At 73.2% G+C, this 22722-nt stretch carries 20 protein-coding genes and 2 pseudogenes; 13 read left to right on the top strand and 9 right to left on the bottom strand.

Annotated elements, in window-relative coordinates:
• Positions 1-54: 54 nt before the first annotated feature.
• Complete coding sequence (locus ADK60_RS22300; protein WP_053648389.1) at positions 55-504, bottom strand: hypothetical protein; 450 nt, start codon at positions 502-504, stop codon at positions 55-57.
• Positions 505-734: 230 nt separating this feature from the next.
• On the opposite strand from ADK60_RS22300, the gene ADK60_RS22295 reads away from it, so the two are divergent.
• Positions 735-1604, top strand: coding sequence for a MurR/RpiR family transcriptional regulator (locus tag ADK60_RS22295; RefSeq protein ID WP_030393442.1), 870 nt, complete (start codon positions 735-737; stop codon positions 1602-1604).
• 18 nt (positions 1605-1622) lie between these two features.
• On the opposite strand, the gene ADK60_RS22290 is transcribed toward ADK60_RS22295, so the two are convergent.
• On the bottom strand, positions 1623-2102 hold the full coding sequence (locus tag ADK60_RS22290) for an SRPBCC family protein (protein WP_053648387.1): 480 nt from the start codon (positions 2100-2102) through the stop codon (positions 1623-1625).
• A gap of 109 nt (positions 2103-2211) precedes the next feature.
• Here ADK60_RS22290 and ADK60_RS22285 point away from each other — a divergent pair, with 109 nt between their 5' ends.
• Positions 2212-2568 carry a hypothetical protein gene (locus ADK60_RS22285; protein ID WP_045938089.1) on the top strand — a complete coding sequence of 119 codons (357 nt, stop codon included), beginning with the start codon at positions 2212-2214 and terminating at the stop codon, positions 2566-2568.
• 7 nt (positions 2569-2575) lie between these two features.
• On the opposite strand, the gene ADK60_RS22280 is transcribed toward ADK60_RS22285, so the two are convergent.
• Complete coding sequence (locus ADK60_RS22280; protein ID WP_045938118.1) at positions 2576-3148, bottom strand: Uma2 family endonuclease; 573 nt, start codon at positions 3146-3148, stop codon at positions 2576-2578.
• 182 nt (positions 3149-3330) lie between these two features.
• Here ADK60_RS22280 and hutU point away from each other — a divergent pair, with 182 nt between their 5' ends.
• From hutU to hutI, 4 genes are all read left to right on the top strand, one after another.
• Positions 3331-5016 carry a urocanate hydratase gene (gene hutU, locus ADK60_RS22275; protein ID WP_053648384.1) on the top strand — a complete coding sequence of 562 codons (1686 nt, stop codon included), beginning with the start codon at positions 3331-3333 and terminating at the stop codon, positions 5014-5016.
• Between the two features lie 29 nt (positions 5017-5045).
• Positions 5046-6230 carry an allantoate amidohydrolase gene (locus ADK60_RS22270; RefSeq protein ID WP_078896195.1) on the top strand — a complete coding sequence of 395 codons (1185 nt, stop codon included), beginning with the start codon at positions 5046-5048 and terminating at the stop codon, positions 6228-6230.
• Entirely contained in the window at positions 6221-7624 is a 1404-nt protein-coding gene (locus ADK60_RS22265; RefSeq protein WP_079008609.1) for a formimidoylglutamate deiminase, read from the top strand. The genes ADK60_RS22270 and ADK60_RS22265 overlap by 10 nt, the downstream gene beginning before the upstream one ends.
• Before the next feature lie 188 nt (positions 7625-7812).
• On the top strand, positions 7813-8982 hold the full coding sequence (hutI, locus tag ADK60_RS22260; protein WP_045938116.1) for an imidazolonepropionase: 1170 nt from the start codon (positions 7813-7815) through the stop codon (positions 8980-8982).
• Positions 8983-9095: 113 nt separating this feature from the next.
• Here hutI and ADK60_RS22255 read toward each other — a convergent pair whose 3' ends face one another.
• Together ADK60_RS22255 and ADK60_RS22250 are read right to left on the bottom strand one after the other, a co-directional pair.
• Entirely contained in the window at positions 9096-11183 is a 2088-nt protein-coding gene (locus ADK60_RS22255) for a S9 family peptidase (protein WP_107094688.1), read from the bottom strand.
• Positions 11184-11303: 120 nt separating this feature from the next.
• Positions 11304-12812, bottom strand: a complete 1509-nt coding sequence (locus ADK60_RS22250; protein ID WP_053648380.1) for a peptide MFS transporter — start codon at positions 12810-12812, stop codon at positions 11304-11306.
• Positions 12813-13141: 329 nt separating this feature from the next.
• On the opposite strand from ADK60_RS22250, the gene ADK60_RS22245 reads away from it, so the two are divergent.
• On the top strand, positions 13142-13816 hold the full coding sequence (locus ADK60_RS22245; RefSeq protein ID WP_030300686.1) for a response regulator transcription factor: 675 nt from the start codon (positions 13142-13144) through the stop codon (positions 13814-13816).
• Between the two features lie 51 nt (positions 13817-13867).
• A complete protein-coding gene (locus ADK60_RS22240) occupies positions 13868-15115 on the top strand; it encodes a sensor histidine kinase (RefSeq protein ID WP_045938084.1) in 1248 nt (415 codons plus the stop codon).
• A gap of 31 nt (positions 15116-15146) precedes the next feature.
• On the opposite strand, the pseudogene ADK60_RS22235 reads toward ADK60_RS22240, so the two are convergent.
• A pseudogene (locus ADK60_RS22235) lies at positions 15147-15437 on the bottom strand (ester cyclase); the annotation flags it as partial.
• Positions 15438-15560: 123 nt separating this feature from the next.
• Entirely contained in the window at positions 15561-16145 is a 585-nt protein-coding gene (locus ADK60_RS47760) for a GtrA family protein (protein WP_053648378.1), read from the bottom strand.
• A 281-nt stretch (positions 16146-16426) separates the two neighbouring features.
• On the opposite strand from ADK60_RS47760, the gene ADK60_RS22225 reads away from it, so the two are divergent.
• The 3 genes from ADK60_RS22225 to ADK60_RS22215 are packed head-to-tail and all read left to right on the top strand — an operon-like array spanning position 16427 to position 19331.
• Positions 16427-17545, top strand: a complete 1119-nt coding sequence (locus tag ADK60_RS22225) for a 5-(carboxyamino)imidazole ribonucleotide synthase (RefSeq protein ID WP_053648437.1) — start codon at positions 16427-16429, stop codon at positions 17543-17545.
• Positions 17542-18078: a 5-(carboxyamino)imidazole ribonucleotide mutase gene (gene purE, locus ADK60_RS22220; protein WP_053648376.1), complete on the top strand. Its 537-nt coding sequence runs from the start codon at positions 17542-17544 to the stop codon at positions 18076-18078. Before ADK60_RS22225 ends, purE begins: the two co-directional genes overlap by 4 nt.
• Positions 18079-18113: 35 nt before the next feature.
• Entirely contained in the window at positions 18114-19331 is a 1218-nt protein-coding gene (locus ADK60_RS22215; protein ID WP_053648374.1) for a dipeptidase, read from the top strand.
• A 52-nt stretch (positions 19332-19383) separates the two neighbouring features.
• Here ADK60_RS22215 and ADK60_RS22210 read toward each other — a convergent pair whose 3' ends face one another.
• Entirely contained in the window at positions 19384-19797 is a 414-nt protein-coding gene (locus tag ADK60_RS22210) for a CoA-binding protein (protein ID WP_045938081.1), read from the bottom strand.
• A 37-nt stretch (positions 19798-19834) separates the two neighbouring features.
• Positions 19835-21172: a UDP-glucose dehydrogenase family protein gene (locus ADK60_RS22205; protein WP_030393457.1), complete on the bottom strand. Its 1338-nt coding sequence runs from the start codon at positions 21170-21172 to the stop codon at positions 19835-19837.
• 161 nt (positions 21173-21333) lie between these two features.
• On the opposite strand from ADK60_RS22205, the gene ADK60_RS22200 reads away from it, so the two are divergent.
• Together ADK60_RS22200 and ADK60_RS43720 are read left to right on the top strand one after the other, a co-directional pair.
• Entirely contained in the window at positions 21334-22494 is a 1161-nt protein-coding gene (locus tag ADK60_RS22200; protein WP_079008607.1) for an LCP family protein, read from the top strand.
• 106 nt (positions 22495-22600) lie between these two features.
• Positions 22601-22722, top strand: a pseudogene (locus ADK60_RS43720) (acyl-CoA dehydrogenase family protein); the annotation flags it as partial.

Genomic DNA, 22722 nt, shown 5'->3' with positions numbered 1-22722 from the left:
CCGCGCCGTACCGAACGGGTGGGACGGGTGACCGGTGGCCGGTGGCGCCGCCGGTCACCGGTCCCAGTCGCTCTTCGGGGCCGCCGCGCCGCGCTGCTCCTGGATCCGCTCGGCGAGCGAGGACGAGACGTTGACGCCGACGATGCCGCCCCAGCAGACCAGCAGGCCCCAGAAGCCGCCGCTCTCGGCGGCGATCGCGGACAGCGGGATGCCGAGCACCAGCGAGATGATCGGGAGCCTGGTCGCCGAACGGCGGCCGAAGCGGCGCGGCCCGTACCCCGGACGGCCGTACGCCTCGGCCGGGCCGTAGCCCTCGGCCGGGCCGTAGCCGTCGGCGGGGCCGAGCCGCTCGGCCACCCGGCGCTCCACCCGGGCGTCGAGGCGGGCGTCGATCCGGGAGAGGAAGGAGTCGACGAGTTCCGACTCGTACTCCGGGCCGAGCTCCTTGCGGGCCTGCAGCGAGGCGTCCAGATCGCGCCGCAGATCGTCCTGACGAGTGTCCATGGGCACCAGCTTCCTCCCTCCGGAGGCCGCCGGTCCATCGGTCCGACGGGGATTCAGGGCGGTCTCAGGGGGATCTCAGGGTCACCCCGAGACGGCCCGCACCCCCTCCGCACCCGCCCGGGGACCGCTCCGGGAGGTCTCGCCCGACGTTCCGTCGGGCGAGACGTCTTTGCCAGCGGCGGCCCGCTGCTGCACAGTCGTCCGAACAGCTCGCATCCGGAGGTACCGCCATGACCGCCACCGACGACGCCGGCACGGTCGGTCCCTCCGCCCGGCTGCTCCAGCTCTTCGAGGGGCACCGGCTCACCCCCACCCAGCGGCGGATCGCGCACTCGCTGGTCCGGCACGCCACCGAGGCGCCGTTCCTCTCCAGCGTCGAGGTCGCCGAACTCGCCGGCGTCAGCCAGCCCTCGGTGACCCGGTTCGCGGTGGCCCTCGGCTACGACGGCTACCCGGCGCTGCGCAAGCAGCTGCGCGAACTCGGCGCCGGCGAGGCCGCCGCCCCCGAGACCCCGGCCGACGCCGTCCGCAACGAGCACCAGCAGGCCGTGCTCGCCGAGATCGAGCACCTGCGCCACCTGGCCGAGCTGCTCGCCGACCCCGAGCCGATCGCCCGCGCCGCCCGGCTGCTCGCCGCCTCCCGCCCGCTGCCGGTGCTCGGCCTGCGGGCCGCCTCCGCACAGGCGCGCGGCTTCGCGTACTTCGCCGCCAAGGTGCACCCGGACATCCGGCTGCTGGACGAGGGCGGCAGCATGCTCGCCGACCGGCTGGAGCAGGCGGCCGCCGCGGGCGCGAGCGTGCTGCTCTGCTTCGCCCTGCCGCGGTACCCGCGCGAGCTGATGGACGCCCTGGCGGTGGCCCGGGAGTGCGGACTGACCGTCGTCACCGTGGCCGACAGCGTCTTCGCGCCGGTCGCCAAGCTCTCCGACCTGATGCTGCCGGCCGCCGTCGGCACCGGACTGGTCTTCGACACCGCCTGCGCGCCGATGATGCTCGGCCGGGTGCTGCTGCAGACCATGTGCGACGAACTCCCGGGCGCCGAGGCGCGGCTGGAGGCCATCGAGCAGTCGGCGGCGGCCCGGGGGCTGTTCCTGGAGTAGCCCCCGGGGGATCGCGCGTCAGGCTTCGAGGGCCTGCCGGATCCGCCGCAGGGTCGCACGCATGCCGGCCCGGTTGTGCGCGGCCCGCCGCTCCGGGGCGACGCCGGTGAAGACCTTGCCGAGCAGTTCGGCGACCGGCGCGCTGCGCCCGGTCCGCAGGTCCCGCCAGTACTCGGTGAGGTTCGTGCCGCCCTCGCCGTCCGGCGCGAACCGGTAGCCCCACTCCGCGACCGGCAGCCCGAAGGTGTCCACCCGGAACGCGAACTCGCTGCCCGGGCGGGCCGTCGTCACCCGGCAGGTGGTGAACCAGACGAACAGGCCGCGCCGGTTGAAGCCGACGAACCGGTCCCCGGCCCGCAGCGGTCCCCGCCGGGCCCACACCGCCCGGCACTCGGGGCTCCACTCGCCGGTCCGCCGCACGGTGCTGACGGCGCGGTAGACCTCCGTCGGCGTGGCCGACACGCCGATGCTCTCCTCGATGCCCCACTCGCGGTCCATGTCCGCCCTCCCCGTTCGTCCCCGCGGCCCGGAACGCCGCCCCGGCGACCGTACCCGCAGGTTGGCGATCCGCCCAGGGCGGGCATCATTCCGGTCAGGGGGTGCCGCCATGCGCGTGATCCACGAGATGAAGTTCGTCGGCCGGCTCGCCTCCGGAGCCGACGAGTGGTCCTGCCCGACCTGCGGACGCCGTGTCACCCTGCGCCGTCTGCCCGATCCCGAACTCACCGTCCTCGACCCGGGCGACGAGACCGTCGTCCACGTCGGCGTCATCGAACCCGACGCCCGCGCCGCCGCGGCCGCCGAGCAGTACGGCCTCGGCCCCGTCCAGGAGATCCCCCGCCCACCCCGGACCCCCGCGCCGCCCGTGCCTTCCGGCGCCCGGTCCGCGGACGTCCCCGACGACGCCGACCGCCGCTGGCTCGCCGAGATCGGCATCGACTGGGACGGCGACGCGGCGGCCTGAGGTCCAGTCAGTGTCGAGGTGCGTACAACTGCAGGTCCACTGTCGGGAGTTCACTTGACAGCGGTGCGGTGAGCGGCACTGGCTCGCCGTACTTGCCGTGCAGCACTCCCTGGTAGGCGCCGTCCCGGGGGTGGGTGTAGAGCGTCCAGACGCCCTTACGGGGGTCGACGGTCAGGAGCACCGACACCCCGGCGGTGGCGTACCAGTCTGTTTTGGTGGCGACGGACCTGACGCCCTCGGAGTTCGAGATCACCTCGATCGCGAGAGCCACATCGCGTGGATCTGCCAGCCATTCGTCGTCGTCCTCCCATTCGACGGGGAGCACGACGAGGTCGGGAGTGGCGTAGTCGTCCCTGTTGTCCGGCATGGCGATGGACGAGACCTCGTAGGTGTCGAGGCCTGCGGGAAGCAGTAGGGCGAGCCGGCGATTGAGTCGCTTGATGGTCCCTGCGTGCTTTCCGCGAGGAGTCGGGGACATCACCAGGGTTCCTCCGATGATCTGAACTCGGAGGCCGGTGCTCCGCTCGATCTCCTCCGCCGCGTCCCGGAGTCTCCCCGGCCGCACGGTGATGGCCGTCATCGCGTCCTCCATTCGTCGGCGCCTGGGCCGATTGGCTGGTGTTCGCCGGGTTCAGCGTAGCGCGGAGGGTGTCGGTCGTACGGGCGCTGATCGGATGTGCGCAGGTCTGGCCGAAGGCTGAATGTTTGGATATATTCAGTGAAGTCGAGCCTGAATGAATTCATCCGCAAGGAGATCGTGACATGGTGCAGCAGGCGAGTGGGCCGCGTGAGGTGCGGGCGGCGCGGGGGACCGGGCTGACCACGCAGGGGTGGCAGCAGGAGGCCGCCCTGCGGATGCTCATGAACAACCTCGACCCCGAGGTGGCCGAGCACCCCTCGAAGCTGGTCGTCTACGGCGGCACCGGCAAGGCCGCGCGCGACTGGCGCTCCTTCGACGCCATGGTGCGCACGCTGGAGGGCCTGAAGCAGGACGAGACCATGCTGGTCCAGTCCGGCCGGCCGGTCGGCGTCATGCAGACCCACGAGTGGGCGCCGCGGGTGCTGATCGCCAACTCCAACCTGGTCGGCGACTGGGCCAACTGGGAGGAGTTCCGCCGCCTGGAGAGCCTCGGGCTCACCATGTACGGGCAGATGACCGCCGGGTCCTGGATCTACATCGGCACCCAGGGCATCCTCCAGGGCACCTACGAGACCTTCGCCGCCGTCGCCAACAAGCGCTTCAACGGGACGCTCGAAGGCACCATCACCCTCACCGCCGGCCTCGGCGGCATGGGCGGCGCCCAGCCGCTGGCCGTCACCATGAACGGCGGCGTGGCGATCTGTATCGACTGCGACCCGTCCCGGATCTCCCGCCGGATCGAGCACCGCTACCTGGACGTCGAGGCCAAGAACCTCTCCCACGCGCTGGAGCTCGCCACCGCCGCCCGCGACAAGAAGCAGCCGCTCTCCATCGGCCTGCTGGGCAACGCCGCCGAGCTGTTCCCGCAGCTGCTGGCGATGGACGCGCCGATCGACATCGTCACCGACCAGACCAGCGCCCACGACCCGCTGAGCTACCTTCCGGTCGGCGTCTCCTTCGACGACATGGCCACCTACGCGGCCGAGAAGCCCGCCGAGTTCACCACCCGCTCGCGCGAGTCGATGGCCAAGCACGTCGAGGCGATGGTCGGCTTCCAGGACCGCGGCGCCGAGGTCTTCGACTACGGCAACTCGATCCGCGGCGAGGCCCAGCTGGCCGGCTACGACCGCGCCTTCGCCTTCCCCGGCTTCGTCCCCGCGTACATCCGGCCGCTGTTCTGCGAGGGCAAGGGCCCGTTCCGCTGGGCCGCGCTGTCCGGCGACCCGCAGGACATCGCCAAGACCGACAAGGCCGTGCTCGACCTCTTCCCGGAGAACGAGTCGCTGCACCGCTGGATCAAGATGGCCCAGGAGAAGGTGCACTTCCAGGGCCTGCCCGCGCGGATCTGCTGGCTCGGCTACGGCGAGCGCGACAAGGCCGGCGAGCGCTTCAACGACATGGTCGCCGCCGGCGAGCTGTCCGCCCCGATCGTCATCGGCCGCGACCACCTGGACTGCGGCTCGGTCGCCTCCCCCTACCGGGAGACCGAGGCGATGCTGGACGGCTCCGACGCGATCGCCGACTGGCCGCTGCTCAACGCCATGGTCAACGTCGCCTCCGGCGCGTCCTGGGTCTCGATCCACCACGGCGGCGGCGTCGGCATCGGCCGCTCGATCCACGCCGGCCAGGTCACCGTCGCCGACGGCACCGCGCTGGCCGGCGAGAAGATCCGCCGGGTGCTCACCAACGACCCGGGCATGGGAGTCATCCGCCACGTCGACGCCGGCTACGACCGGGCCGACGAGGTCGCCGCCGAGCGCGGCGTGCGCGTCCCGATGAACGAGCACGGCTCGACGGACGAGCTGTGAGCGACCAGGGCTCCGCGAGCTTCGAACGGATGTGGGCGGAGCTGCTCCCCGTGGGCCGCTCCGCCGCGTCCGGCGGCTACCGCCGCTTCGCCTGGAACAGCGCCGACGCCGAGTGCCGGGCCTGGTTCGAGCAGCAGGCCCGCGACCGGGGCCTGCACTACGAGCTGGACCGCAACGGCAACCAGTGGGCCTGGCTCGGCGACCCTGCCGGCGAGGGCGCGGTGGTCACCGGCTCGCACCTGGACTCCGTCCCGGACGGCGGCGCCTTCGACGGCCCGCTCGGCGTGGTCTCCTCCTTCGCGGCGCTCGACGAACTGCGCGCCCGGGGGACCGGCCTCACCCGGCCGCTGGCGATCGTCAACTTCGGCGACGAGGAGGGCGCCCGGTTCGGGGTGGCCTGCATCGGCTCCCGGCTCACCGCCGGGGTGCTCGCCAAGGAGCAGGCGTACGAGCTGCGCGACGCCGACGGCGTCCGGCTGCCCGACGCGATGGAGCGGGCCGGCCAGGACCCGACCGCGATCGGCGCGGACGGCGACCGGCTGGCCCGGATCGGCGCCTTCGTCGAACTGCACGTCGAGCAGGGCCGCTACCTGACCGAGGAGCACCCGGTCGGCGTGGCGAGCGCGATCTGGCCGCACGGCCGCTGGCGGTTCGACTTCCACGGCGAGGCCAACCACGCCGGCACCACCCGGATCGAGGACCGCCGCGACCCGATGCTGACCTACGCCAACACCGTGCTCGCCGCGCGGAAGAAGGCGAAGCTCGCGGGCGCGCTGGCCACCTTCGGCAAGGTCGCCGTGGAGCCCAACGGCACCAACGCGATCGCCTCGCTGGTGCGCGGCTGGCTGGACTCCCGGGCGGCCGACGAGGAAACCCTCACCGCGCTGGTCGAGGAGATCGGCCGGGCCGCCGCCGAGCGCGGCGAGCGCGACGGCGTCACGGTCGGGCTGACCCGCGAGTCCTACACCCCGGTGGTGGACTTCGACGGCCCGCTGCGCGACCGCCTCGCCGCCAGGCTGGGCGGCGTCCCCGTGCTGCCCACCGGCGCGGGACACGATGCCGGGATCCTCGCCTCGGCGGTCCCGACCGCCATGCTGTTCGTGCGCAACCCGAGCGGCGTCTCGCACTCCCCGGCGGAGCACGCCGAGCCGGCCGACTGCCTGGCCGGCGTCGCCGCCCTCGCCGACGTACTGGAGGACCTGGCGTGTCAGTAAGCAGTGCCGGAGGCGCGCAGACGACAGGCGGTGCCGGAGGCGCGCAAACGACAACGTTCTGGGCGCAGTACGCCTGGCTGCCGCACGCCAACGGGCCGGTGGTCGAGCCGGACGTGCTGATCACCACCGGGGCCGGTGGAAAGATCGCCCGGGTGCAGCCGGACAGCGGGCCCTGCCCGCCCGGCGCCGTCCGGCTGGAGGGCCTGCTGCTCCCGGGGCAGGCGAACGCGCACTCGCACGCCTTCCACCGGGCGCTGCGCGGCCACGTCCAGGTCGGCTCCGGCACCTTCTGGACCTGGCGCGACACCATGTACCGGTTCGCCGGCGCGCTCGACCCGGAGCGCTACCTGGCGCTCGCCACCGCGGCCTACGCGGAGATGGCGCTCGCCGGGATCACCGCCGTCGGCGAGTTCCACTACCTGCACCACGCGCCCGGCGGCGCCCGGTACGACGATCCCAACGCGATGGGCGAGGCGCTGATCGAGGCCGCCGCCCGGGCCGGCATCCGGATCACCCTGCTCGACACCTGCTACCTGTCCTCCGGCTTCGGCACCGAGCCGACCAGGCCGCAGCTGCGGTTCAGCGACGGCGACGCCGAGAGCTGGGCCGAGCGGGCCGACCTGCTGAAGGCCCGCGAGCACGCCCGGATCGGCGCCGCGATCCACTCGGTGCGCGCCGTGCCCGCCGAGCAGATCGGTACCGTCGCCGAGTGGGCGGCGCAGCGCGAGGCGCCGCTGCACGTCCACCTGTCCGAGCAGACCGCCGAGAACGACGCCTGCCTCGCCGCGCACGGCGTCACCCCGACCCGGCTGCTCGCCGACCGCGGCGCGCTCGGTCCGCGCACCTCGGTCGTGCACGCCACCCACCTCACCGAGGAGGACGTCGAGCTGCTGACCGGCTCCTCCACCACCGTCTGCATGTGTCCCACCACCGAGCGGGACCTCGCGGACGGCATCGGCCCGGCCCGGCAGCTGGCCTCCGGGGGGTGCCCGATCAGCCTCGGCAGCGACAGCCACGCCGTGATCGACCCGTTCGAGGAGGCCCGGGCGCTGGAGCTGGACGAGCGGCTGCGGACCCGCACCCGCGGCCACTGGACGGCGAACGCGCTGCTCCGGGCCGGTACGGAGGACGGCCACGCCTCGCTCGGCTGGCCCGAGGCGGGGCGGATCGAGGCCGGTTCGCTGGCCGACTTCACCGTGATCGCCCTGGACTCGGTGCGCACGGCCGGTCCGGCGCCCCGGCTGGGCGCGGAGATCGCGGTGTTCGCGGCCGCCGCGGCGGACGTCCGGCACGTGGTGGTCGGCGGCCGGCACGTGGTCAAGGACGGCACGCACACCCTGGTGCCGGACGTGCCGGGTGCGCTGCGGTCCTCGATCGCCGCGCTCGGCTGCTGAGTTCTCGGCATTCCCGTGGGTGACCGGGGGCGGGCGGCATCGGACCGTCCGCCCCCGCTCCCGTTTCCCGCTCCGCCCCAGTTTCCCGTTCCCGTTCCCGCTCCGCTCCAGTTTCCCGTTCCCGTTCCCGCTCCCCGAAAGGTTCCGACGTGAGCAGCTCGAACAGCACCCCGAGCAGCAGCCCGACCATGCCGAGCACCCTGATCACCGGGATCGGCACCCTGGTCACCAACGACCCCGCGCACGGGACCGGGCCGCTCGGCGCGCTCACCGACGCGGCGGTGGTGATCGACGGCGGCACCGTCGCCTGGGTCGGCCCGGCGGCCGGGGCCCCCGCCGCCGACGAGGTGTTCGACGCGGCGGGCCGCGCCCTGCTGCCCGGCTGGGTGGACTCGCACGCCCACCTGGTCTTCGCCGGTGACCGCACCGCCGAGTTCAACGCCCGGATGTCCGGGCAGTCCTACTCGGCCGGCGGCATCCGCACCACGGTGGCCGCCACCCGGGCCGCCGCCGACGCCGAGCTCGACGCCAACCTGGCCCGGCTGGTGCGGGAGGCGCTGCGCCAGGGCACCACGCTGGTCGAGTGCAAGTCCGGGTACGGGCTCACGGTGGAGGACGAGTCGCGGGCGCTGCGGATCGCCTCCTCGTACACGCCGGAGACCACCTACCTGGGTGCGCACGTGGTGGCCCCGGAGTTCGCGGACGACCCGGCGGGCTACGTCGAGCTGGTCACCGGCCCGATGCTGGACGCCTGCGCGCCGTACGCCCGCTGGGTGGACGTGTTCTGCGAGAAGGGCGCCTTCGACGGCGACCAGGCCCGGGCGATCCTCACCGCGGGGATCGAGCGCGGGCTGATCCCCCGGGTGCACGCCAACCAGCTCACCTACGGCCCGGGTGTGCAGCTGGCGGTGGAGCTGGGCGCGGCCTCGGCGGACCACTGCACCCACCTCACGGACGAGGACGTGGCCGCGCTGGCGGGCTCGTCGACGGTGGCGACGCTGCTGCCGGGGGCCGAGTTCTCCACCCGGGCGGTCTACCCGGACGCGCGCCGGCTGCTGGACGCGGGGGCGGTGGTGGCGCTGTCCACCGACTGCAACCCGGGCTCCAGCTTCACGAGTTCGATGGCGTTCTGCATCGCGGTGGCGGTGCGGGAGATGGGCATGACGCCGGACGAGGCGGTCTGGGCCGCGACGGCGGGCGGCGCGCGGGCGCTGCGGCGTACGGATGTCGGCACGGTGCGGGTGGGGGCCCGGGCGGACCTGCAGCTGCTGGACGCGCCCTCGCCGGTGCACCTGGCCTACCGGCCGGGTGTGCCGCTGACGGCGGCGGTCTGGCGGGCGGGCGTGCGCGAGGTCTGACGGGCCGGGAGGTTTGACGGGCCGGGAGGCCGGACGGCGCCGGGAGGTCGGACGGCGCTTCGGGCGGTGTGCGGGGCCGGGAGGGTGTGCCTCTCCCGGCCCCGCCGTCGTGCTCAGCCGAGTCCCAGCGACCGCCGCAGGAAGTCGAGCTGGTGGTGCAGCAGGTGCTCGGCCACCCCGGGGTCGGCCGGGGAGTGGCCCGCGCCGGGGAGCGGCAGGAACTCGTGCGGGCGGCCGGCGGCGAGCAGGGCGGCCGAGAGCCGCAGACTGTGGGCGGGCAGCACGTTGTCGTCGGCGAGGCCGTGGATCAGCAGCAGCGGGCGGCGCAGCCCGGGGGCGTCGGGGAACAGCGAGGCGGCCTCGTAGCGCTCGGGGTGCTCGTCCGGGTGGCCGAGGAAGCGTTCCTTCCAGTGGGTGTCGTAGAGCCGGTGGTCGGTGGGGGCGGCCCCGGCGACGGCGGCGTGGAACACGTCGGGGCGGCGCAGGACGGCGAGCGCGGCGAGGAAGCCGCCGAAGGACCAGCCGCGGATGCCGACCCGGTCGAGGTCGAGCAGTCCGGGGCGGAGCGCGGCGGTGGCGTGCAGGGCGTCGACCTGGTCGGCGAGGACGGGGTCGGCGATGTCCGCGAAGACGCTCTTCTCCCAGCGCGGGCCGCGCCCGGGGGTGCCCCGGCCGTCGACGACCAGGACGGCGAAGCCCTGGTCGGCGAACCACTGGGAGGTCAGGTCCCACCAGTGCGGGGCGGCGGAGACCTTGGCCATGGCGGGGCCGCCGTAGGGGTCGAGCAGCACGGGCAGCGGGCCGTCGCCGGGGCGGTGGCCGGCGGGGAGGAAGAGCGTGGCGCGGAGTTCGCGCGGGCCGAGCCGGAGCAGTTCGGGCCGGGCGGTGAGGACGGGCGTCTGCGTGCGGGAGACGAGGGTCGCGGCGGGCCGGCCCGGTCGGTGGACGGTGGTGCGGCCGGTGGGCGCGCCGGGAGTGCGGGCGGTGTGGACGAGCGTGCCGGCGCGGCGCACGCCGGTGTGCGTGCCGGGCTCGTGGCTGAGCCGGACTGCGCCCGAGGCCGGGTCCCACGACCAGAGGTGGGTCTCGGTCGGTTCGTCGGAGGCGGTGAACAGCACCTGCTCGCCGTCGGTCCCGAGGACGGCGCGCAGCTGGAGGCCGGGCGGGGTGACGGGGGTGCCGTCGACGGTGAGGTGGCGGGTGTCGCCGTGGTCGGCGGTGTCGACGAGGGAGCCGGCGGCGGTCCGGGCGGGCACGCCGGGGAGGAGTTCGACCCAGTGCTCGTCGCGGCGTTCGGCGAGGACGCGGGTGGCGCCGTCGGCGGGGTCGACCGCGAGGGTGAGCACGGTGCGCTGGTCGCGGCTCTGCACGGCGGCGTACGGGCCGTGGGCGTCCCAGCCGGCGGCGGTCAGGTACTCGAAGCCGGCCCGGTCCCAGCGGACCTCGGTGCGTCCGCCGTCGAGGTCGAGCAGCCAGAGGGTGACCTCGGCGTTGTCGGTGCCGGCCAGCGGGTAGCGGTGCGTGCGCGGCGGCCGGGCCGGGTCGGCGGGGTCGGCGTGGTGGAGGCGGCGCAGCGGGCGCTCGTCGACCCGGGCGACCAGCAGCCGGGTGCCGTCGGGGGACCACCAGTGGGCGCGGTGGCGGTGCATGGACTCGGCGGCGACGTGTTCGGGCAGGCCGTAGCGGACCTCTTGGTGCTCGGGTTCGGCGAGCGCGCGGTCGTCCCGGCCGTCGGCCCCGACGACCCGCAGGGCGCCGCCGCCGACGTAGGCGATCCGGCGGCCGGTGGGGTCGGGGCGGGGGTCGTGGACCTCGGTGGCGGTGGGTACCCGGCGGACCTCGCCGGTGGCGGTGTCGGCGAGCAGCAGGACGCCGGACAGGGCGAGGGCGGCGGTGCGGCCGGCGGCGTCGGTCGCGTACGCGGTGATGCCGCGGCCGAGGACGCGGGCGCGTTCGCGCCGGATCCGTTCGGCCTCGGGGAGTTCGCCGCCGGTGTCGCCGAGGGCGGCCGGGTCGGCGATCAGGCGTTCCTCGCCGGTGTCGGTGTCGAGGGCCCAGAGCCGTCCGGTCGGGTCGTCGCCGGCCTGGCTGCGCAGGAAGAGCACGGTGCGGCCGTCGGCGGTGACGGTGGGGGCGGCGGGCGCGCCGAGGGTGAGGCGTCCGGTGCGGGCGAGCTGGCGGGGGAGCGAATCGGTCGGCATGCCGGGCACCATAGGCAGATCCGTTCGGGTGCTGTCGAGAGCTGGCCGGGCCGGGGAAACGGCCGGGGCCGCCGCGGATTCAGGAATCCGCGGCGGCCCCGGGGCCGGTCGAGGGGGACGTCAGTGGACGTCGCCCATCAGCCGCACGACGTTGCGGCGGTACATGTACAGCGCCGCGCCGGCGAGGATCGCCATGCCGCCCTGGACCGCGAAGTACCAGGTGGAGCCGACCACGCTGTCGCCGAGGACGAGCTGGAAGATGGCGGCGACGCAGTCACCCGCGGTGACCGCGAGGAACCACACGCCCATCATCTGGCTGGCGTACTTGGTCGGCGCCAGCTTGGTGGTGACGGACAGGCCGACCGGGGAGAGGGTCAGCTCGCCGACGGTCTGGATCAGGTAGACCGAGGCCAGCCAGAGCGGCGTGACCTTGGTGTCGCCGGAGGCGGCGGCCATCGCCAGCATCATGACGATGAACGAGGCGCCGATCATCAGCAGGCCGAAGGAGAACTTCGCGGTGGTGCTGGGGTTCTTGGAGCGGCGGGAGAGCGCCACCCAGATCCAGGCGAAGACCGGGGCCAGGGCCATGATGTACAGCGGGTTGAGCGACTGGAACCAGCTCGACGGGAAGTCGAAGCCGAACAGCGTGGACGCGGTGTTGTCCTGCGCGAAGATGTTCAGCGTCGAGCCGGACTGGTCGTAGATCATCCAGAACACGGCGGCGGCGACGAAGAACCAGATGTAGCCGCTCATCCGGGACTGCTCGGTCTCGTCGAGGTCCTTGTCGCGCTTCACCTTGGCGAAGACGAAGACCGGGATCGCGAGGCCCGCGATGGACAGCGGCCAGATCGCCCAGTTGATGGTGAAGTGGCCGGTCAGCGCGACGACCGTGTAGAAGACGACGGCGGCGGCGAGCCACAGCGCGGCCTTCTTGAAGATCGCGCTCTTCTCGGCGGCCGAGATCGGCGAGGTCACCACGTCGCTCTTGGCGCTCAGGTGGCGGGTGCCGAGCAGGAACTGGGCCAGGCCCAGGGCCATGCCGACGCCGGCCAGGGCGAAGCCCAGGTGCCAGTCGACCTCCTGGCCGACGGTGCCGATGACCAGCGGGGCGGCGAAGGCACCGAGGTTGATGCCCATGTAGAAGATGGTGAAGCCGCCGTCACGGCGCGGGTCGTTGGGCCCGTCGTAGAGGTGGCCGACCATCGTCGAGATGTTGGCCTTGAGCAGGCCCGAGCCGATCGCGATCAGCGCGAGGCCGGCGAAGAACGACACACCGACCGGCAGGGCCAGCAGGAAGTGGCCGATCATGATGATCGTGCCGCCGAGGGCGACGGTCTTCCGGGCGCCGAGGAAGCGGTCGGCGATCCAGCCGCCCGGGAGGGCCAGCAGGTAGACCATCGCCGTGTAGACGCTGTAGACGGCGCTCGCGACGGCCATCTTCATGCCGAGGCCGCCGTCGGTGACGGAGGCGGTCATGTAGAGCACCAGCAGGGCACGCATGCCGTAGTAGCTGAAGCGCTCCCACATCTCGCTCATGAAGAGGGTGGCGAGGCCCCGGGGGTGCCCGAGGAAGGTCTTGCCGCTGGGAGAGGCCGACTGAACGCCGGACTCCAGGGTCGTAGACGCCATGTGTAGTGGTTCCTTGCCTGACAGCGTCCGCCAAGGGGGGTGGAGGCGGACGTGGACGAAACCACTCTACGTGGCGATATTTGGCGGCATCAGCTGACAAAAGCCGTGTATCAGGTATGGAAATGGCAAAGTCCGCGAGAGATCAGTCCACGCTATCCATGGTAGAGCAGCAATTATTCCTTCGCTTTCAAGCCTGAGGAGCAGGATCTTCGCCGAACACGCGGCCCGGGTGTGTTGGTTGAGGCTCGACCACCCCCCGTATAACGATCACGCACTGTGAACTACCTCACGGCGGCAACGGCCGCACCCCGGCGGACTACCATCAGCCCATGACCTGTGTGCTGCTCGCCGAGGACGACCCCGCGATCTCCGAACCGCTCGCCCGGGCGCTGCGTCGCGAGGGGTACGAGGTGCTCGTCCGTGAGGACGGCCCCTCCGCGCTGGCCGCCGGGCTCGGCGAGGAGGTCGACCTCGTCGTCCTCGACCTGGGCCTGCCCGAGATGGACGGCCTGGAGGTGTGCCGCCGGCTGCGCGCGGACGGCCGCAGCTGCCCCGTCCTGGTGCTCACCGCTCGCGCGGACGAGGTCGACACGGTGGTCGGCCTGGACGCCGGCGCCGACGACTACGTCACCAAGCCGTTCCGGCTCGCCGAACTGCTCGCCCGGGTCCGGGCCCTGCTCCGGCGCGGCAACGTCGACCAGCTCACCACCGGCGCCCACGGCGTCAAGATCGACATCGAGTCGCACCGCGCCTGGCTGGGCGAGGAGGAGCTCACCCTCTCCGCCAAGGAGTTCGAGCTGCTCCGGGTGCTGGTCCGGGACGCCGGCCGGGTGGTCACCCGCGAGGAGATCATGCGGCAGGTCTGGGACACCACCTGGTGGACCTCCACCAAGACCCTGGACATGCACATCTCCTGGCTGCGCAAGAAGCTCGGCGACGATGCCGCCAACCCCCGCTACATCGCCACCGTGCGCGGGGTGGGCTTCCGGTTCGAGAAGAATTAGCCCGAGCGGACGCCCCGACCGGGGGCGCCCACCACCGTCGGGAGCGGCAGCGTGAAACGCCGAATGATCAACTCGCTGCTGGGCGTCGTCCTGGTGGTGGTCGTGGTGTTCTGCGTCCCGCTGGCGGTGGTGGAGAAGCGCACCATCGTCAGCTCCGCCCAGGACCGGGTGGACGCCGCCGCCGTCCGGGTGCTCGCCCTGGTGGAGAACCGGCTCGCCGCCAACGAGCCCGTCACCGGCGACAAGTTCGTCAACCAGGTCTCCGAGGGCCAGTACGTCGAGGTGGACATCCCCGGCCGGGCGACCGTCTCCAGCGGGCAGCGGCCCGACGGCGACCATGTGCTCAAGGCGGTCGAACGCGGCGCCAGCGGCGAGACCGTCATCGTCGAGCAGTCCCGCGAGGCGGTCGACCACGAGATCGCCAACATGCTGCTGCTGCTCGGCGTGGTCGCGTTGCTCGCCGTGCAGGCCGCCGTCGCCCTCGCCGTCTGGCAGGCCAAACGGCTCGCCCAGCCGCTCACCGACCTCGCCGAGACCGCCGAGCGGCTCGGCTCCGGCGACCCGCGCCCGCGCGACCGCCGCTACGGCGTGCCCGAACTCGACCGGGTCGCCGAGGTGCTCGACGTCAGCGCCGAACGGATCGCCCGGATGCTCACCGCCGAGCGTCGGCTCGCCGCCGACGCCTCGCACCAGCTGCGCACCCCGCTCACCGCGCTCTCCATGCGGCTGGAGGAGATCACCGCGCTGGCCGAGGACCCGGAGACGGTCAAGGAGGAGGCCACCATCGCCCTCCAGCAGGTGGAGCGGCTCACCGACGTCGTCCAGCGGCTGCTGACCACCCAGCGCGACCCGCGCAGCCCCACCGCCGTCGCCTTCGACGTCGACGACGTGGTCAAGCAGCAGATCGAGGAGTGGGGACCGTCGCTGCGCGGCACCGGGCGGGTGCTCCAGGTCGAGGGCCTGCGCGGGGTCACCGCCGTCGGCACCCCCGGCACGGTCGCCCAGGTGCTGGCCACCCTGATCGAGAACACGCTGATGCACGGCGCCGGGACGGTCACCCTGCGGGTCCGGCCGTCCGGGACGTCGGTGGTGGTCGAGGTGCAGGACGAGGGCCCCGGGGTCCCGCCCGAGCTGGGCAACCGGGTGTTCGAGCGCGCGGTCAGCGGCCGCAACTCGACCGGCATCGGGCTGGCCGTCGCCCGCGACCTCGCGGAGGCGGACGGCGGGCGGCTGGAGCTGCTCTCGCTGCGGCCGGCGGTGTTCGCGCTCTTCCTCGGCCGCAGCCGGCGCGAGGTGTAGTGCCCGGCCCGGCGGTCCGGCGCGGTCAGAACCGCTCGTCGCGGACCACGTCCAGGTCGGTGAAGCTGGGCGGCGCGTCGCAGAGCGCCACCATCTCGCGGTAGATCCGGTCGGTCTCCGGCAGGTTCGAGTTGCGCATGGCGTCCTCGTACGAGGCGAACTCGACGATCTCCACCACGTGCCGGGGGTCCGAGCGGTCGGTGCCGACCAGCGCGTGGTCGACGGTCCGCCGGCCCTCGGTCTTCTCGGCCCAGCGGTCCATCAGGCCGTTGAGCTCCTCGATCCGGTCGGTCCGGCATTCGATGATCTGGACGAAGGTCATGGCGAGCCTCCTGCGTCCCCCCGGGCCTCGATCGTTCGCCGGCCGTTTGCCCGCTCCCGGTCACCACTCTCCTCCTGCCGCGGCGGGGGCGGCAAGGCGGGAGGGGGGCGGGAGACTGCGGGCCTACTCGGCCTTGGCGAGCCGGATCCGCTCGGCGGCCAGCACCAGCTCGGCCTGGGCGACCACAGCGGCGGCCCCGGCCGGGGCGGCGGTGGCCTCGGCGGGGGTGGCCTCGGCGGGGGCGGCGGCCTCGGCGACCGGCTCCGGGACGGTCTTGAACACCCAGGTCCGGTACGAGACGAAGCGGAACACCGTGCCCAGCCCGAGGCCGACCACCTTCGCGGCCATCTGCTCGAAGTTGGAGTCGAGCCCGAGCACGTACTTCGAGAAGCCGAGCAGCCCGGTGTCGATCAGCATGCCGATGCCGCTGAACAGCAGGAACAGCGTGATCTCACGCTTGCGCGAGGCGGCGTCCCGGTCCCGGTACAGCCAGTAGCGGTAGCCCAGGTAGTTGGTGAAGATCGCGATCGAGGTGGCGGCGATGTTGGACCGCAGGGAGGCGAGGTGCAGGCCGTTGATGCAGACCCAGAAGACCGCGAAGTTGACCACGACACCACTGAGGCCGACGATGCCGAACTTGATCGCCTCGCCCTTCATGCCGCGCAGCTTCTGCGCCAGCGAGGGGTTCGACGCCGTGGTCGTCGCCATACCGGGCTGCCTCCATGTGCCTGCGGACGAAAGGTCGCCGGGGCAGGTGCGCCGCGGTCCCCTTGAGCCCTGCGTGCACGCACATGATCGGATCGCGCGTATCAGGACCTGGCCGACCAGGCTACCCGGTTCCGCCGATCGGCTCAGCCCCCCGGGCACGGCCGGACGGAGCCCGGGAGTAGGGACGCGGTAGCGGCGGGAGTGGTTCCACGGCCTCCGACCGGCCCGGATATCCTGGCGGGGTGACTTCCCCGGGCAACGCGAATTTTCCAGTGGTGGGCATGATCGGCGGCGGGCAGCTTGCCCGCATGGCACACCAGGCGGGCATCCCGCTCGGAGTCCGGTTCAAGCTCCTCGCCGACACTCCCCAGGACTCGGCCGCGCAGGTCGTCTCCGACGTCGTCCTCGGCGACTACCGCGACCTCGACACCCTGCGCCGCTTCGCGGCCGGCTGCGACGTGATCACCTTCGACCACGAGCACGTGCCGACCGAGCACCTGCGGGCCCTGCAGGCCGACGGCATCGCCGTCCGGCCCGGGCCCGACGCGCTGGTCAACGCCCAGGACAAGGGCGTGATGCGGGCCAGGCTCGACTCCATCGGCGTCCCCTGCCCCCGGCACCGGATCGTCGCCGACCCGGCCGACGTGACCGCGTTCGCGAACGAGGGCGCCGGCTACCCGGTGGTCCTGAAGACCGTCCGCGGCGGCTACGACGGCAAGGGCGTCTGGGTGGTCGGCGACGAGGAGGCGGCCGCGGCGCCGTTCCTGGCCGGCGTCCCGGTGCTCGCCGAGGAGAAGGTCGACTTCGTCCGCGAGCTGGCCGCCAACGTGGTCCGCTCGCCCAGCGGCCAGGCGGTCGCCTACCCGGTGGTGGAGAGCGTCCAGGAGAACGGCGTCTGCGCCGAGGTCACCGCCCCCGCGCCCGACCTCGACCCCGCGCTGTCCGACGAGGCCCAGCAACTGGCCCTGCGGATCGCCGGCGAGCTGGACATCACCGGCCACCTCGCGGTCGAGCTGTTCCAGACCCGGGACGGCCGGATCCTGGTCAACGAGCTGGCCATGCGCCCGCACAACTCCGGGCACTGGAGCCAGGACGGCGCGGTCACCTCGCAGTTCGAGAACCACCTGCGGGCCGTGCTCGACCTGCCGCTCGGCGACCCCCGGCCGCGCGCCAGGTGGACCGTGATGGTCAACGTCCTCGGCGGCGACTACCCGGACATGTACCACGCCTTCCTGCACTGCATGGCCCGCGACCCGGGCCTGCGCATCCACATGTACGGCAAGGACGTGAAGCCCGGCCGCAAGGTCGGCCACGTCAACGTCTTCGGGGACGACCTCGACGACGTCCGTGAGCGCGCCCGCCACGCGGCCGCCTACCTGCGAGGAACGATCACCGAATGACGGCCCCCACCACCTCCCCCCTCGTCGGCATCGTCATGGGCTCGGACTCCGACTGGCCCGTGATGGAGGCCGCCGCCCAGGCGCTCGACGAGTTCGAGATCCCCTACGAGGTCGACGTCGTCTCCGCGCACCGGATGCCGCGCGAGATGGTCGCGTACGGCGAGAGCGCCCACAAGCGCGGCCTGAAGGCGATCATCGCGGGCGCCGGCGGCGCCGCCCACCTGCCGGGCATGCTCGCCTCGGTCACCCCGCTGCCGGTGATCGGCGTGCCGGTGCCGCTGCGCTACCTGGACGGCATGGACAGCCTGCTGTCGATCGTCCAGATGCCGGCCGGCGTCCCGGTGGCCACCGTCTCGGTCGCGGGCGCGCGCAACGCGGGCCTGCTCGCGGTGCGGATGCTGGCCGCCTTCGACCCGGACCTCACCGAGCGGATGACCGAGTTCCAGGCCGAGCTGAACAGCCAGGCCACCGAGAAGGGCAAGAAGCTCCGGGCCAAGGTGGCGGGTTCCGCCTCGTTCGGCTTCGGAAAGTAGTCATAAAAGCAGTCTGGTCGGATACAACAGCTCGTATGACCTCTGAGCTGCTGGATTCCACGCCCGCCGCCCTGCTGGAGCGCGCCCGGGCCGTCCTTCGCACCGCCCCCGTGGTGGACGGCCACAACGACCTCCCGTGGGCGATGCGCGAGCAGGTCGGCTACGACCTCGACGCGCTCGACCTGGCCGCCGACCAGAGCGCCCGGCTGCACACCGACCTCGTCCGCCTCACCGCGGGCGGGGTCGGCGCGCAGTTCTGGTCCGTCTACGTGCCCAGCCGGCTCGCCGGGGACCACGCCGTCAGCGCCACCCTCGAACAGATCGACTTCGTGCACGCCCTGGTCGACCGCTTCCCCGAGCGGCTGCGGCTCGCGCTCACCGCCGACGACCTGGAGGCCGCCCGCGCCGAGGGCCGGATCGCCTCCCTGATCGGCGCCGAGGGCGGCCACTCGATCGACTGCTCGCTCGCCACCCTGCGCGCCCTGTACGCGCTCGGCGTCCGGTACATGACGCTCACCCACAACGACAACACCCCGTGGGCCGACTCCGCCACCGACAAGCCCGCCGCCGGCGGCCTCACCGCCTTCGGCGAGGAGGTCGTCCGGGAGATGAACCGGCTCGGCATGCTGGTCGACCTCTCGCACGTCTCCGCCGACACCATGCGCGACGCCCTGCGGGTCAGCGAGGCCCCGGTGCTGTTCTCGCACTCCTCGTCCCGCGCGGTCTGCGCCCACCCGCGCAACGTCCCGGACGACGTGCTCGCCCGCCTCGCCGACAACGGCGGCGTCGCGATGGCCACCTTCGTGCCCAAGTTCATCCTGCCCGCCGCGATCGAGTGGACCGCCGCCGCCGACGAGAACATGCGCGCCCACGGCTTCGACCACCTCGACACCACCCCCGCCGGGATGGCCTGCCAGCGCGCCTACGAGGAGGCGAACCCGCGCCCGGTCGCCACCGTCACCACCGTCGCCGACCACCTCGACCACATGCGCGAGGTCGCCGGCGTCGACCACATCGGCATCGGCGGCGACTTCGACGGCACCGCCTTCCTCCCGGACGGCCTCGACGACGTCGCCGGCTATCCCAACCTGATCGCCGAACTGCTGCGCCGCGGCTGGTCGGAGGCCGACCTCTCCAAGCTCACCTGGCACAACGCGGTGCGCGTCCTGCGCGACGCCGAGACCGCCGCCGCCCGCCTCCGCGAGGGGGGCCGGACCCCGTCCATCGCCACCTTCGCCCGCCTGGACGGCTGACCTCCCGGCGCCCGGCGGGGCGGTCCGACCGCTCCGCCGGTCCCCGGCGGGCTCAGCCCAGCCGCGGGAACTCGATCGCGGGGCACTTGTCCATGACCATCTCCAGCCCGGCGGCGGTGGTCCGGGCGTACGCCGCCTCGTCCACCACACCGAGCTGGAACCAGACCGCCTTCGCCCCCACGGCCACCGCCTGGTCCGCGACCTCCCCGGCCAGCGCGCTGTTCACGAACACGTCCACCACGTCGACCTCGAACGGGATGTCCGCGAGGGAGGCGTACCCCGGCTCGCCGAGCACCGTCTCGGCCTTCGGGTGGACCGGCACGATCCGCTTGCCGTGCTCCTGCAGGAACCGGGCCACGCCGTAGGCGGCCCGCGCGGTGTTGCTGGACAGGCCGACCACCGCCCAGGTGTCACCCCGGCCGGTGAGGATGGAACGGACCGTCGCTTCGTCGCCGTAGTTCGTCATGCCCGGGGCAACGAAGGCCTGCGGCCGGGGATTCCCGTCAGCTCGGGCGGCCGAGCGCGCGGTAGGTCCAGCCGGCGGCGCGCCAGGCGTCGGCGTCCAGGACGTTGCGGCCGTCGAGCAGCCGGCGCTCCGCCACGACCGCGCCCAGCTCGGCCGGGTCGAGCGCGCGGAACTCCTGCCACTCGGTGAGGTGCAGGACGACGTGGGCGCCCTCGGCGGCCTCCAACGCGGAGTCGGCGTAGGCGAGTCCGGGGAACATCTTGCGCGCGTTGTCCATCGCCTTGGGGTCGTAGACGGTGACCTGCGCGCCCTGGAGCTGGATCTGCGCGGCCACGTTGAGCGCGGGAGAGTCGCGGATGTCGTCCGAGTTGGGCTTGAACGCGGCGCCGAGGACGGCGATCCGCCGGCCCAGGAAGCCGCCGGCGCACTGCTCGCGCGCCAGCTCGACCATCCGGGAGCGGCGGCGCATGTTGATCGAGTCGACCTCGCGGAGGAAGGTCAGCGCCTGGTCGGCGCCGAGTTCGCCGGCCCGCGCCATGAACGCCCGGATGTCCTTGGGCAGGCAGCCGCCGCCGAAGCCCAGGCCGGAGTTGAGGAACTTGCCGCCGATCCGGTCGTCCAGCGCGAGCGCCGCGCTCAGCTGGGTGACGTCCGCGCCGGCCGCCTCGCAGACCTCGGCCATCGCGTTGATGAAGGAGATCTTGGTGGCCAGGAAGGAGTTGGCGGCGGTCTTCACCAGCTCGGCGGTCGCGTAGTCGGTGACCAGGAACGGCACCCCGGCGGCGATCGGCTCGGCGTACACCTCGCGCAGCAGTTCCTCGGCCCGCCCGCCGCGGGCGCCGATCACGATCCGGTCCGGGCGCAGGGTGTCCTGGACGGCGAAGCCCTCGCGCAGGAACTCCGGGTTCCAGGCGAGTTCGGCGCCCTCGCCGACGGGGGCCAGCGCGGCCAGCCGCTCGGCCAGCCGGCCCGCCGAGCCGACCGGCACCGTGGACTTGCCGACCACCAGCACCGGCCGGGTCAGATGCGGGGCGAGCGAGTCGATCGCGGCGTCCACGTACGACATGTCGGCCGCGAACTCGCCCTTGCGCTGCGGGGTGTTGACACAGACGAAGTGCACGTCGCCGAACTCGGCGGCCTCCTGCGCGGAGGTCGTGAAGCGCAGCCGACCGGTCGAACCCTCGTGCCCCGCCACATGCTTGAGCAGCAGCTCGGACAGGCCCGGCTCGTACATCGGGACCTGGCCGGCGGTGAGGGTGGCGATCTTCTCCGGGTCGATGTCCAGACCCAGCACCTCGAAGCCGAACTCCGCCATGGCGGCGGCGTGGGTGGCGCCGAGATAGCCGGTACCGATCACGGAGATGCGGAGGGTCACGGTTTCCCCTTCGGGCGGGCGACGGGTGAGGGTGGACGCGGTCCCACCGGGCCGCGCCCACCGATGCTATCCGGCCGTGGGGAAAGCGCCCAGACCGTCCCGGTTCCGGCCGTTGTCCCGAAAGCTCCCCGCGCGGGCCGGGGCGGCGGCACAATACGCACATGGAGCCGGAGGACGAGCAGTCTGGCGAACCCGTGCAGCGGCCGGTGCCGTCCGGCCTGAGCCTCTTCGAGCCGGCGCCCGGCGGGGCCGGTGCCGTGGACGACCCGGTGGACGGCGGGGAGGAGCAGCCGCCGGCCCGCCGCCGGACCCGCCGGGTGCTGCTCTGGACCCTCTCCGCCCTGCTCGCCCTCGCCGTCGGCGGCTGCGGCGCCCTCTGGTGGACCGCCGAGCACTACGCCTCCTCCGTGCACCGGATCCCGGACGCCTTCCCGACCGCGCCGGAGTCGGCCCAGCCGAAGCCCGTCCCGGGCAGCGGCCTCAACCTGCTGCTGGTCGGCCTGGACGCCCGCTCCGACACCCCCACCACCGGCAGCGCGGCCAAGGCCCCGGCCTGGCAGGCCGGGGCGGCCCGCAGCGACACCATGATGCTGCTCCACCTCTCCGACGACCGGAGCTCGGCGACCCTGGTCTCGCTGCCCCGGGACACCTGGGTGCCGGTCCCGGGGCACGGCGAGGCCAAGCTCAACGCCGCCTACTCCTGGGGCGGTCCGGCCCTGATGACCGAGACCGTGCAGAACCTCACCGGCATCCGGATCGACCACCTCGCCGTGATCGACTGGAACGGCTTCCGCGCCCTCACCGACGCCGTCGGCGGAGTGGACATCACCGTTCCGCGCACCATCGAGGGCGTCGGCGAGGCCCGCGCCTGGGAGGCCGGCACCCACCACATGGACGGCGCCACGGCGCTGCTCTACGTCCGCGAGCGCTACGGGCTGCCCGGCGGCGACCTCGACCGGACCAAGCGCCAGCAGAACTTCCTGCGCGCGCTGATGCTCAAGGTGATGGACTCCGGCACGCTCACCAGCCCGTCGCGGCTGGGCGGACTGCTGGGCACCGTCGGCGAGGTGGTCAGCGTGGACGACCGGCTGTCCAACACCGACCTGTTCCAGCTCGCCTGGGGCCTGCGCTCGCTGCGCGCCGACGGCGTCCGTTTCCTGAACGCGCCGTTCGGCGGGTTCGCCACCCGGGGCGAGCAGAGCGTGGTGCTGCTGGCGGACCGCCCGGCGGCGCAGCTGTGGGAGGCGATCCGCAACGACCGGACGGACCAGTACTTCCAGGAGCACCGGACCGGCGACATCCTCGGCACGGACGTCGACTGACCCGAAGACATGTCCTAGGCAGCCGCAGGTGGGCGCCCTAGGATCACTACCCGACGGTAACCAGCCGGTTCCACGGCGGGTACGACTCTTCGACGAGGCAGGCATCATGGCGGGCGGCGCAGGCGCGGCGGACTTCGATCTCTTCCGGATCTCCGAGGAGCACGGGATGCTCCGTGAGGCGGTGCGTTCGCTGGCGGAGGCGAAGATCGCTCCGTTCGCGGCGGAGGT

This window comes from Streptomyces sp. XY431 (assembly GCF_001279805.1).
GTDB lineage: Bacteria > Actinomycetota > Actinomycetes > Streptomycetales > Streptomycetaceae > Kitasatospora > Kitasatospora purpeofusca.
The sequence above is the reverse complement of the archived record's forward strand: the minus strand, read 5'-3'. Positions and strand labels throughout refer to the sequence as shown.

What these genes read in the sequence shown, in the direction of transcription:
- ADK60_RS22280 (WP_045938118.1), bottom strand. Translation starts at nt 3,148, where the DNA reads ATGACGGCCATCACCGTGCGGCCGGGGAGACTCCGGGACGCGGCGGAG.
- ADK60_RS22300 (WP_053648389.1), bottom strand. Translation starts at nt 504, where the DNA reads ATGGACACTCGTCAGGACGATCTGCGGCGCGATCTGGACGCCTCGCTG.
- ADK60_RS22255 (WP_107094688.1), bottom strand. Translation starts at nt 11,183, where the DNA reads ATGCCGACCGATTCGCTCCCCCGCCAGCTCGCCCGCACCGGACGCCTC.
- hutI (WP_045938116.1), top strand. Translation starts at nt 7,813, where the DNA reads ATGCCGAGCACCCTGATCACCGGGATCGGCACCCTGGTCACCAACGAC.
- ADK60_RS22250 (WP_053648380.1), bottom strand. Translation starts at nt 12,812, where the DNA reads ATGGCGTCTACGACCCTGGAGTCCGGCGTTCAGTCGGCCTCTCCCAGC.
- purE (WP_053648376.1), top strand. Translation starts at nt 17,542, where the DNA reads ATGACGGCCCCCACCACCTCCCCCCTCGTCGGCATCGTCATGGGCTCG.
- ADK60_RS22225 (WP_053648437.1), top strand. Translation starts at nt 16,427, where the DNA reads ATGATCGGCGGCGGGCAGCTTGCCCGCATGGCACACCAGGCGGGCATC.
- ADK60_RS22285 (WP_045938089.1), top strand. Translation starts at nt 2,212, where the DNA reads ATGCGCGTGATCCACGAGATGAAGTTCGTCGGCCGGCTCGCCTCCGGA.
- ADK60_RS47760 (WP_053648378.1), bottom strand. Translation starts at nt 16,145, where the DNA reads ATGGCGACGACCACGGCGTCGAACCCCTCGCTGGCGCAGAAGCTGCGC.
- ADK60_RS22245 (WP_030300686.1), top strand. Translation starts at nt 13,142, where the DNA reads ATGACCTGTGTGCTGCTCGCCGAGGACGACCCCGCGATCTCCGAACCG.
- ADK60_RS22200 (WP_079008607.1), top strand. Translation starts at nt 21,334, where the DNA reads ATGGAGCCGGAGGACGAGCAGTCTGGCGAACCCGTGCAGCGGCCGGTG.
- ADK60_RS22290 (WP_053648387.1), bottom strand. Translation starts at nt 2,102, where the DNA reads ATGGACCGCGAGTGGGGCATCGAGGAGAGCATCGGCGTGTCGGCCACG.
- ADK60_RS22270 (WP_078896195.1), top strand. Translation starts at nt 5,046, where the DNA reads ATGTGGGCGGAGCTGCTCCCCGTGGGCCGCTCCGCCGCGTCCGGCGGC.
- ADK60_RS22215 (WP_053648374.1), top strand. Translation starts at nt 18,114, where the DNA reads ATGACCTCTGAGCTGCTGGATTCCACGCCCGCCGCCCTGCTGGAGCGC.
- ADK60_RS22210 (WP_045938081.1), bottom strand. Translation starts at nt 19,797, where the DNA reads ATGACGAACTACGGCGACGAAGCGACGGTCCGTTCCATCCTCACCGGC.
- hutU (WP_053648384.1), top strand. Translation starts at nt 3,331, where the DNA reads ATGGTGCAGCAGGCGAGTGGGCCGCGTGAGGTGCGGGCGGCGCGGGGG.
- ADK60_RS22295 (WP_030393442.1), top strand. Translation starts at nt 735, where the DNA reads ATGACCGCCACCGACGACGCCGGCACGGTCGGTCCCTCCGCCCGGCTG.